Origin of the sequence: Butyrivibrio sp. AE2015, from assembly GCF_000420825.1 — a bacterium.
GTDB lineage: Bacteria > Bacillota > Clostridia > Lachnospirales > Lachnospiraceae > Butyrivibrio.
The window spans coordinates 65,278-75,893 of record NZ_ATVR01000017.1; the positions used below are offsets into that span (position 1 = coordinate 65,278).

Below are 10,616 nucleotides of genomic sequence, written 5' to 3' on the forward strand. Positions count from 1 at the left end.
CAGTTAATGGCTTGCATCGTATTAAAGAAGCTTTTAGGATATGAGCTTTGTATATTGGAAAAAGAAGGAACATTGTTCTATTCTGATCCGATTGTGATAATTAGAAAAGAAGGCTTTACTGAGATTTATAATCTTCAGAAACATGCGCATGAGACAGGTGATGTAATCAGTAAACAAATTACACGACAGACAATTTATAGACTTTATAAAATCTCCCACGGCTGAAAACCTTGGAGCTTTAGCTTCGAGGATGAAAGTCGTTTTACTTTTAGCATCTCGCCTAAGCGAGATAAGCCTGATTATGTAATTTGGCTACTGACTAGAGTGATTGAATTGGAGGAAATAATCAATGTTAAAAGGGATGGAATTTAGAATCTATCCAAACAGAATACAGGAAACCATCATTCAAAAAACATTTGGATGTTCAAGAGTTGTATATAACTCAGGTCTTGCTCTTCGCATAGAAGAATACAAGAATGGTAATTCTATTGGATATAAAGAAACTAATTCCATGCTCACTAACATGAAGAGAACTGAAGAGTATTCATGGCTCAAAGAAGCTGATTCTATTGCCTTGCAGCAATCTCTTAGAGATTTAGATAAGGCATACAAGAACTTCTTTGCAAAGAGAGCTTCATTTCCTAAATTCAAATCAAAGCACAATCATAACAAAAGCTATCGCACACAAAATGTTGGCGGTAATATTTCAGTTGTAGGAAAATATATCAAACTTCCTAAACTTGGATATGTAAAATCTAAGATTTCAATGTCTGTTAATGGTAAAATCAACAACGCTACCATCAAACAAGCTCCAAGTGGGAAATATTTCTGTGTACTTAATGTTGAAGTACCTGATGTATTCTATTCCAATGATGGCTGTATGGTTGGATTGGATGTTGGTGTCAAAACCTTCTATACAGATAGTAATGATAATTCGATTTCCAACCCTAAAACTTTGGCTAAATCTGAAAAGAAACTTGTTAAGGAACAACGCAGGCTTTCCAGAATGGTTAAAGGTTCAGCAAATTGGAATAAGCAGCGTATTAAAGTTGCAAGAATTCACGAAAAGATTACCAATCAACGAAACGACTTCTTACATAAAGAATCTACAAAGCTGGTAAAAGAAAACCAAATTATCTGCATTGAAGACCTTAATGTAAAAGGAATGGTTCGTAATCATAAACTCGCTAAATCTATAAGCGATGTATCATGGTCTAAGTTCTTTGATATGCTTGAATACAAAGCATCTTTCTATGGTTCTGAGATAATTAAGGTTCCGAGATTCTATCCAAGTAGTCAGACTTGTAACTGTTGCGGATATCAGAATCCTCATATCAAAAATCTCAGTATCCGAGAGTGGAGATGTCCTGTTTGTGGCACATATCATGATCGTGATGGTAATGCTGCAAAAAACATACTAAAAATGGGTCTGTCACTACGTATGACAGCTTAACGAATAACAAGGTCGGCACGGGCTGTGCCGAACCAAACGCTTGTGGACATCGTTGGGAAAACTGCTCTCTACGGAGAGTGTGACAATAACCGTGGTGGTTGAAGCAAGAATCCCATCAAGCTTTAGCTTGTGGGAGTGTCAACTCCGATTTTTAAAGATAAGGAGCAAGAACTTATTTTCGATGGTTATACCTGGTATATAAAAAGATAATACATGAGAGTTTTGTAAAAGGCATAAGCATGAATTATGTTAAAGAGAATGAACCATACGTTGCAATCTATATGGATCCAAAGAATATGGCTGATAGAGCTATGCACTGTTGTATGTTTATAGATGGGGAAAATGTTGGGAGAGTTATTGTATGAAAAAGGTTGGAATAGCCATAATAACCGCATTAAATTTTATAGGACTGATTTGCCTGATTTATTATGCAGTGCCATATATTATGCATGACACATCAATTCCAAATCCAGATGCGATGCTTCCGATGTACAGATGGGAAGGTGCAGGGATAATATTGTTGGTAGGAACTATTCCGCTCATTGTGGCAAATTTTCTTGCGTTCATTTTTGTGTGGAAAGAAAAGATAAAGTTTCCTGCAAGGCTTCTGTTCTTTTTGCCAGGTATAATTTGCATATCTCTTGCTACTTCATACTTACTTTATGATGGCAGTGCATCAGCTTCTGATCCTACGCTATTGTGGCTATATGACAAAGGTGGGATAAATGTGATTTGGGGCGATCCGTTGAATGCTATGGACACGCATGGCGGTTTTCATGGGGATGGTAGCAGTCTTCATGTTTATCATTACACCGATAGTTCTATGCAGCCCGAAATGGAAGAGTCGGAATTATGGAAAAAACTGCCGCTTTCAGAAAATGTTTTCAATCTGATAAGGAATACCATTGGTAATGAGTGCGCAGAGGCTATTCCAGAGGTTACAAACGGCTATTATTTCTTCTATGATCGCCATTCGCGGGCCAATGATCCATATGATGAATCGGAATTGTGGAACAGACATTCAATAAACTGCACAGTAGCTATCTATGATGCTGATGAGGATATTTTATATGTTTTTGAAGAAGATACATAAGGGAATAAGAATACGATATGCGATTGACTCAAAGTTTGGAAGATCTTAGAGAACAAGCTGCTTTATTGGAACACTACCACTTTATTGTGCTTGACCTTGTGGAGGCGGACAGACTTCCTGCGGACGGAGAAAAGTATCAGACAATTGCTTCTGCTGTTATTGCAGGAGCAATTTTTAGTCTGAAAGAACACTTCGGTGTTCTTTTTTTCTGTATTGCATGTTATGAATCAACAAGCACCTGCAAGGAATTATTTTGGATGGAGAAGCCTGTCAATCCATGTTAGTATAAATATATTTGGAGGAGGGCAGATTTAATGGATTATAATATAGTACTTGCGTCTGAGCAGGATAGGCAGCAGATATTGGATTTATACGAGGAGCAGAAGGGCAGGGAGTTTTGTCCATGGGATGAAGATTACCCGTCAAATGAGACTATTGATTTTGATCTGTCCCGAGATGCTCTGTTTGTTATGAAAGCGGACGGAAAGGTCATTGCAGCGATATCATTAGAAGTGGATGAGGATGTAGACAATCTTGTGTGCTGGAACAGAGATATTTTCCCAGGTGGAGAACTGGCCAGAATTGCAGTTACACCTTCTATGCAGAATAGGGGACTTGCCAGAAAAATGATGCAGCACGGGATGGAAGCATTGAAGGAACGAGGCTACAAGAGTGTTCATTTTCTTGTAAATAAGTATAACGTGAAGGCAATTAAGTGCTATGCTGTATTTGGCTATAATGTAGTAGGCGAGTGTCACATGTATGATCAGGACTTTTTGTGCTATGAAAAAGAGCTAATATAACAACCGGGAGTAAAACGTTATGGATAAGGGGAAAAAGTGGATAATAGTATCGTCAGTGCTTATGGGAATTCTATGCGCACTGACGATATTTTTTGTGGTATTAAAGCAGGGAGAGACTGATATTAGGAAACTGCATAGATGGTGCAATGATGCAGGAATGTGGCTGATCTTCATATGGCAGATTGTGCTCGTTATCATCTGCGCTATCATTTGGATTAAAGTATTAAAAGGTGTAGCAAATCCCGTGAAGACCATTCTGCGGTGCGCCAGCCTTGGGGTCACATGTCTTGCAATTATTTTTTTAGCGGGAAGTTGGTTAAATCTGGTCTTTGATTACAACTATGGACATGTGGTGCTTCAAAAAAACAATCTGTACCTGATAAAAACTGAAGATGGCTATGGAGGATCAGACTATTCTGTATGGTCAAAGAGTAGCTTTTTTTACAGAAGGCTTGAACACGATATCGGAAATTCAGCGGACTCTGTAGCAGAAGGAATATTCTATTCGTATGTTAATGGCTTTAAAGACAATACAGGAGTGGATATTACGGCTGCTACCGGAGATAATTCAAGTGAGATTTCTGAGCAGATTAAAAAAGAGTATCAGTACTTAAATGATTTCATTGCAGTAACTGAAGACACATTTCCTGAAAGGTTTCAAAGAGGCCTTTACTGGGAAGAAAAAGTATGCACCGAGAACAGCATCGGAAGAGTTCAGGTTCCCATAATCGATGAGAATGGGATGCAGGATATGACCTGGTTTTGCGAGAATATCTGCGGATGGCTTGAGTCCTGCCTTGAAAAAGTTCCCTATGAGGACGCGCCCTGGTTATACAAAGAGATTGTTTTTGCTATGCCATCCATTTCTGATTCTTTCGACCCATCACCCTATTTAAGTGGTGGGTACGATCATGATCCATTGTACGAAGCGATATATGACTTTGTGGATAAAAAGCTGACGTCAGCAGATTATCCAAAACATAAAGCTATGGAATGCTTGAGTTTGTGGATGATGGAAGTGATGAATTTTTCCCGTCTGTAGAGCCTGAGTGCTCCTATACGACGAAGGATGGAGTAACATATGGCATGCTTCTGGTGGACAGGGCAGGTGGCAGCAGCTATTACTCGCTGGTTGCTTACCAAAAGGGAGAAAATACCCCTGTTATGGTCAATCGTGATCCCTACAATGGCTTCGGTGGTCAGGCAGAATGGATAATATTCATCGATGATTCGAACCTTGGATTTTCATGTCTGTCCTATAATGGTGGCGATGATGCGCTTCTTTACAGAACTGAAGACGGAGGAAAGTCTTTTACCCAGATAAATTATCCCTCTGCAAAGGTCAAACTTTCAGATGGAACAATTTACAACCCTTTTGTAATACCGGAAAAGGTGTGGCTTGAAGATGGCAGTTTATATATGCTTGCAGGTCAGAGCCAATGGTCAGGGGATTATTACAGCGAAGAACTTGGCAAACACCCGTCAGGACTGTATGTATCACATGACGATGGTATGAGTTTTGAATACGTTGGTGAGCAGTGAGCACACAAATTTATAAACAAAAAATAAAGCCCTTGGTTAACGAGTGGTTAATCGATTATACAAAAGTCCATTTTATGGGCTTTTTCTAACTTCTTTAAGATTTCTTTATAATTTTAATCAAATGTTAAGCGGAAAACGACGTCAATCATTCCCTTTATGATGGGGGAAATGATTGACGTTTTTTTACAATAAGACTATCAGAGAAAATCATATCTTTAGAGATAGACTCTAAACTCGTACAAGAGAGGAGATGCCTATGGAAAAAAGACATGATAAACAAACATTCATTGTTAAGATCTCTAACTGTCAGAACGGCACTTGGCAGGGCAGAGTCATCTGGGCCGATGAAAACAAGATGCAGCATTTCAGAAGCGCACTGGAACTGCTAAGGCTCATAGATGATGCAACCAAGGCTGTATCTGAATTACAGGTCAAAGAAGTGTCTGGAGAGTAAAGTCAAGAAATCGAACCCAACATTTAGTAACCAAAAACAAACCAAAAACGAAAACTATTAACCGGCAACAAACGCCCAAACACAAAAGCAAATCTTTATGAGGGAGGAAATGCTTATGTTGAGAAAATGGAACCGATTTTTAGCTATTCTTTTAGCATTCGCACTTGTGACAACCACTTTCAACAGTGATTTTGCAAGTGCCCGAGTTTATGCTGAAGGAGAAGAAGCTGAAGAATCCGTAGAGGAACAGGAAGAGTCTTCAGGTGAGGATGATTCCGAAGAAGAAGGTTCTGAAGAAGACAACTCTGAAGAAGAATCTCATGAAGATGGAGATGAAGGATCAGGCGACGATGCTCAGGAACAGAATGAAGAGCAGAATGAAGAACAAAACGAAGAGCCTGAAACTCCAGATCCTATCGCTGAGAATGAAGAAGTAGCAGAAGCTACTGCAGAGATTGCTATAGAAGAGCCTAAGGAAGAACCAAAGGAAGAACCAAAAGAGGAGAAAAAAGAAGAAGTTCCTGCAGCAACTGAAACCACAGCTGCAGCTACAGAAGCCTCATCTCTTTTGGAACCTATTCCTGAAGAAGCAGCAGTTGCAGCATCTTCGCTTGCTTCAGTAGAGGAAGAAGAGGAAGAAAAGGAAGAGAACCTTGTAACTGTAAAATACTATGTTACTGAAGGCGGAAGTATCTCTCTGGATGAAGAGACAGTTGATCTTAATGATGAGGAAGCAAAGTTTGAGGGATCAACAGCTACAGCTGACAGTGAAGAGTATGAGTTCAAGGGATGGAAAGATAGTGACGGCACTATAGTTACAACAGAAGAAACTATAGTTCCTAAAGATATTGAGGAAGACACCAGCTTTACAGCAGTATTTGAAAAGAAAGTAAAAGAAGAGAAAGTAAAAGAAGAGAAAAAAGATGACATGCCGGCCAAGGATTTTACAGGAAGTGCCGGTGGCATGGATGTTTTTGTAAGCGCAGATGAAGGTGTGTTCCCTAAAGGAACCACGATGAAAGTAAGAGCTATATCTGATGCAGAAGCGCTTGACGCAGCTAAAGATGCTCTAGGAGAAAATGCAAAGTCTGCAAAGGGTGTTGATATTTCATTTTATGACGAAGATGGAAATGAAATCGAGCCCGCAGATTCAAAGTCAGTACGAGTATCAATTTCACTTTCTAAGGAACTTGAAGGCGAGTCATTCAGCGTAGTTCATAAGGATGATGAAGGAAATGCAGAAGAAATCGCACCAGCAAGTTCCGACGGTGCAGAATTTGAGACTGATTCTTTCTCTGTTTATGTTCTTGCGGGTGTTGAAAACGGCAATGAAAAGGCTGTTGCAACATATGTTTTCAAGGTTTACAACATTGAAACTGAGAACTGGGATGTTGTATCTGAGCAGAGAGTAAAAGACGGTGAGATACTTAATAATCCGGGAATTCCGAATCTTACGAAGGATCAGGTATTTAAAGGGTGGTTTACAGAAGACGGTGAAGTTTCTTTTGGCGAAACAGAAGTATCTGTAACAGAGACAATTACAGTTAAAGCCAAAATAATTACAACCTATCGCTCTACTCTTAGAGGTGTTGGAGGATTAGTTGAACAGACTCTTGAGAAAGAAGCAGAGAATGATGGAAGTGCATATGTAACACTTAATGTTTTAGTTACACCTGAACATGCTGAACAGGCCTTTAAGGGCTGGAAGAATTCTGAAGGTGAAGTATTCGCCTATGGAACACAGATTGATATTTCCAAACCAAAGAATAGTATCCTTAATGCGGAGATAATCAGTGCATACTGGATCAACTTTAATGAAAACGATGGTGGAACAGGTGGTGGAGCATCTTATACAGCACCTATATATGTAACAGAAGAGACTAATTATAAGGCAACAGAACCAACACCACCTACAAGAAGCGGATACGTATTTGGTGGTTGGTACAAAGAGGCTGAATGCGAAAATGCATTTGATTGGAATACTGCAATATCGGAAAATACTATACTTTTTGCAAAGTGGACACCCGGAAAGGCCAGCTTTACCGTAATCATATGGCAGCAGAAAGTTTCTGATGATAAAAATACAGAGAATAAAACCTATGATTATAAAGAAAGCAGGGTTATATCAACTTACAATGCCGGAACAGAAATTGAGCCTGGTATGCTTGGAAATGCGCTCTCGCAAAACTATACAGGATTCAAATCTGATGCCAGATATGAGGTAGTTAATAAGAATAGTGCTGACGGGAACAGTATTGTTGCGAAAGGTACCACAGTAGTTAATGTGTATTATGACAGACAGCTCATTACATATAATTTTTATACATGCTCGGTTTCAAGAGGAAACGTGTCAGATATTCAAAGTTATACAGCTATGCCTCAGATGACAGGATTGTACGGGCAGGATATGTCAATGTACGGATACAAGTGGCCTGAAGGAAGGGAATGGCATATGGGTAAAGCGGCATCCGGAAGTAGTCTTTCCGGAACGAGGATGACATTCCTTTCAGCATTTACAGAAGGTAATACGGATTTTTACAGTAATAAAAACTACGATGGAAATTACTATTATTATCACTACAAACAAAATATAGATGGAAGAACCTATCCTGAAGAAGAGACTAATAAAGCAGAAAAAGCGTATTCAGAGAACTTTAAATTTAGTAGTAAGTATGCCCCCGGATTTACCGTAAAGTACTACACTGATGATACTGGAACTTATAATGTAAATGATAATGTTTCAAAAAATGTATATGGAAATGTAAACATTTATCATGAAAGGAATTCCTTTAAGTTTACTCTTGCTCATATAAAGCAGGCAATTGACCCGGAAACAGGTGAACCGGTTGATGTTTCAGCAACATACCTTGAACCAAAATATACACTTTTATATGAAGCACCTATTGGAAATGCGAAGGAAAGCGTTGTTGCCGCAGCTAATGCCCTTTCAGCGCCGGATGGATATTCTGCTAAACTGGCAAGTGATGGAGAAACTTTGGGGATATTTGCAGATCCTCAGGGAAATCAGGAAGTAGACTGGACAACTCCAATGCCGGCAAGTGATGACATAATATTATATGTAGTATGGGTTAAACAGAGATTTACTGCTAAGCTTGACCTTAACGTTGATGGCGATAAGGATTACAACACAACCGGTGGATATTCACAGGTTCAGGTATCAAATAATCAGGCTACAGAGTTTAGACCATATTATGGCGCAATAATTGATAAAAACGCTATAATGAATAACTTTAGTAGAGCGGGCTATGATCTCGTAGGATGGTTTGATAAAGAAACGGATCAGCCCTATGACTACGGACATGTTACCAGTGATGTTAATCTCTATGCTAAGTGGAGAAAGACAGGTACAGTTAAGGTCAAATATGACGCAAACGGCGGAACCCTTATATCTGATGAACCTGATAGTAATCAGTATGCAGGAGATTCAACTGTAGTTGTAGCAGCGCCTCCAAAGACAAATCCTCCTAAGAAGACTTTCATAGGTTGGGAACTTCTTGATAAGAACGGAAATGCGACTAAGCTCCTTTATCCAAATGGTAGTTTCATGATAGAGGATACGCTTATAGCAACAGATGCTGCCGGCAATTATGTGAAACTTAGAGCAAAATATGTTGATACAGGTTTATCTGAAGAGGAACTCAGAACAAGCTTTACATATCATCCAAATGGTGGAAATGGCAGTGCGGTTACAATTTCCACAACGGGAGATGACAATCATCCTCTTCACGTAAATGAAGCAGTTACAGCTTGGACATATGATGAGGCTGTCGCACACTTTACAAGAGAAGGATATAAGCTTCTTGGATGGAACACAGATCAGACACAGGCCAATGCTCAGGTAGTAAGCATAGGATTTGGCGCAGAGTACATAATTGCTGACAATGAGGACAATCCGGGCAATTCTTCTGCAAACATACTTTATGCAGTATGGAAACCTGAAATTGAAGTAGTAGTAACAATTAAAGGAAATACCAAGACTGAAAATTATAGCGGTACTGAATATGAAGTCAGTGGATTTGAAGTAACTGACATATCCTATACGGTTGGCGGTCAGCCATACAGTGGAAGCGGATTTGCTCCTTCTGACGTAAAACTAAAAGAAGGTGTAGCAGCATATGCAAAAGGAACTGATGTAAATACATACAATATGGGATTAACACGAGACAGCTTTACTACAACCAATACTTCTTTTGATAAGGTATCATATGTAGTAACAGATGGATGGTTAAAGATTGATCCTATAGCTGTAACGGTAACAATTACAGGTAACAACAGCACAATAGTTTATGACGGTGAAGATCATACAGTAACAGGTTACACAGCAGTAGCAGATAACCAGGCATTTGATGTAAATAGCATATCTTTTACCGGAGAAGCAAGTGCAACACAAAAAGAAGTTGGCACAAAATATATGGGACTTGATGCATCACAGTTTTCGGCAACAAGTACTAACTATACAGTATCCTTCACTGTAACTGATGGTTATCAGGCAATTACTCCAAAGGATGTTACAGTAACTATCACAGGTCACCATAGTGTTGATGAGTTTGATGGAACAGAACATACAGTTACCGGCTATGATGTGGAAAGCAGTAGTCCTCTTTATACAGAAGATGACTTCACATTCTCAGGTACTGCAGAAGCTAAAAGAACTGATGAAGGCACAACAAACATGGGACTTACAGAAGGTCAGTTCTCAAATGCAAATAGTAACTTTGGAACTGTAACCTTTATGGTAACTGATGGATATCAGACGATTACACCGGTTGATGAAGTTGTTGTAACAATCACAGGTCACAAGAACGTTGCAGATTACGATGGAACTGAGCATACAGCAACAGGCTATGATGTGGAAATCAGCAGTAATCTTTATACAGAGAATGATTTCATATTCTCAGATTCTGCTACAGCAGCAAGGACTGATGCAGGAACAACTAATATGGGACTTGCAGCTGAACAGTTCGAGAATACAAACAGTAACTTCAAAAAAGTAACCTTTAATGTAACAGATGGTTATGTAACGGTTAATCCTATAAGCGTAACAGTGACCATCACAGGACATAAAGACTCTTTTGATTACAACGGACAGGAGCAGAGCGTAACAGGATATGAAATTGAGATAAAAAATCCACTGTATACAGAAGCTGATTTCACATTCAGTGGAGATGCAACAGCAACAAGAACAGAAGCCGGAACAACTGACATGGGACTTGCCATAGATCAGTTCACCAATACAAATGCAAACTTCGA

The 10,616-nt window shown here is 39.2% G+C and carries 9 protein-coding genes; all 9 read left to right on the forward strand.

The features are described from left to right. Positions 1-6 precede the first annotated feature (6 nt). Positions 7-225, forward strand: a complete 219-nt coding sequence (locus tag G585_RS0109835) for a hypothetical protein (protein WP_022774694.1) — start codon at positions 7-9, stop codon at positions 223-225. A 124-nt stretch (positions 226-349) separates the two neighbouring features. After that, positions 350-1,453 carry an IS200/IS605 family element RNA-guided endonuclease TnpB gene (gene tnpB, locus G585_RS0109840; protein ID WP_022774695.1) on the forward strand — a complete coding sequence of 368 codons (1,104 nt, stop codon included), beginning with the start codon at positions 350-352 and terminating at the stop codon, positions 1,451-1,453. Between the two features lie 361 nt (positions 1,454-1,814). Further along, entirely contained in the window at positions 1,815-2,546 is a 732-nt protein-coding gene (locus tag G585_RS0109850) for a hypothetical protein (protein WP_022774698.1), read from the forward strand. A gap of 17 nt (positions 2,547-2,563) precedes the next feature. Next, complete coding sequence (locus G585_RS0109855; RefSeq protein ID WP_196802906.1) at positions 2,564-2,830, forward strand: hypothetical protein; 267 nt, start codon at positions 2,564-2,566, stop codon at positions 2,828-2,830. Between the two features lie 30 nt (positions 2,831-2,860). After that, entirely contained in the window at positions 2,861-3,349 is a 489-nt protein-coding gene (locus tag G585_RS0109860; protein ID WP_022774701.1) for a GNAT family N-acetyltransferase, read from the forward strand. 19 nt (positions 3,350-3,368) lie between these two features. Next, positions 3,369-4,391, forward strand: coding sequence for a hypothetical protein (locus G585_RS0109865; protein ID WP_022774702.1), 1,023 nt, complete (start codon positions 3,369-3,371; stop codon positions 4,389-4,391). After that, positions 4,343-4,891, forward strand: a complete 549-nt coding sequence (locus G585_RS0109870; protein ID WP_022774703.1) for a hypothetical protein — start codon at positions 4,343-4,345, stop codon at positions 4,889-4,891. The genes G585_RS0109865 and G585_RS0109870 overlap by 49 nt, the downstream gene beginning before the upstream one ends. A gap of 256 nt (positions 4,892-5,147) precedes the next feature. Beyond that, a complete protein-coding gene (locus G585_RS0109875; RefSeq protein WP_022774705.1) occupies positions 5,148-5,345 on the forward strand; it encodes a hypothetical protein in 198 nt (65 codons plus the stop codon). 115 nt (positions 5,346-5,460) lie between these two features. Next, positions 5,461-10,616 (forward strand): InlB B-repeat-containing protein (locus G585_RS17760; RefSeq protein WP_034481887.1); only part of this gene is annotated, 5,156 nt, incomplete at its 3' end.

Excerpts from the sequence above, each read along its gene's own strand:
- G585_RS0109835 (WP_022774694.1), top strand. The coding sequence starts at position 7 with ATGGCTTGCATCGTATTAAAGAAGCTTTTAGGATATGAGCTTTGTATA.
- tnpB (WP_022774695.1), top strand. The coding sequence starts at position 350 with ATGTTAAAAGGGATGGAATTTAGAATCTATCCAAACAGAATACAGGAA.
- G585_RS0109850 (WP_022774698.1), top strand. The coding sequence starts at position 1,815 with ATGAAAAAGGTTGGAATAGCCATAATAACCGCATTAAATTTTATAGGA.
- G585_RS0109855 (WP_196802906.1), top strand. The coding sequence starts at position 2,564 with ATGCGATTGACTCAAAGTTTGGAAGATCTTAGAGAACAAGCTGCTTTA.
- G585_RS0109860 (WP_022774701.1), top strand. The coding sequence starts at position 2,861 with ATGGATTATAATATAGTACTTGCGTCTGAGCAGGATAGGCAGCAGATA.
- G585_RS0109865 (WP_022774702.1), top strand. The coding sequence starts at position 3,369 with ATGGATAAGGGGAAAAAGTGGATAATAGTATCGTCAGTGCTTATGGGA.
- G585_RS0109870 (WP_022774703.1), top strand. The coding sequence starts at position 4,343 with ATGCTTGAGTTTGTGGATGATGGAAGTGATGAATTTTTCCCGTCTGTA.
- G585_RS0109875 (WP_022774705.1), top strand. The coding sequence starts at position 5,148 with ATGGAAAAAAGACATGATAAACAAACATTCATTGTTAAGATCTCTAAC.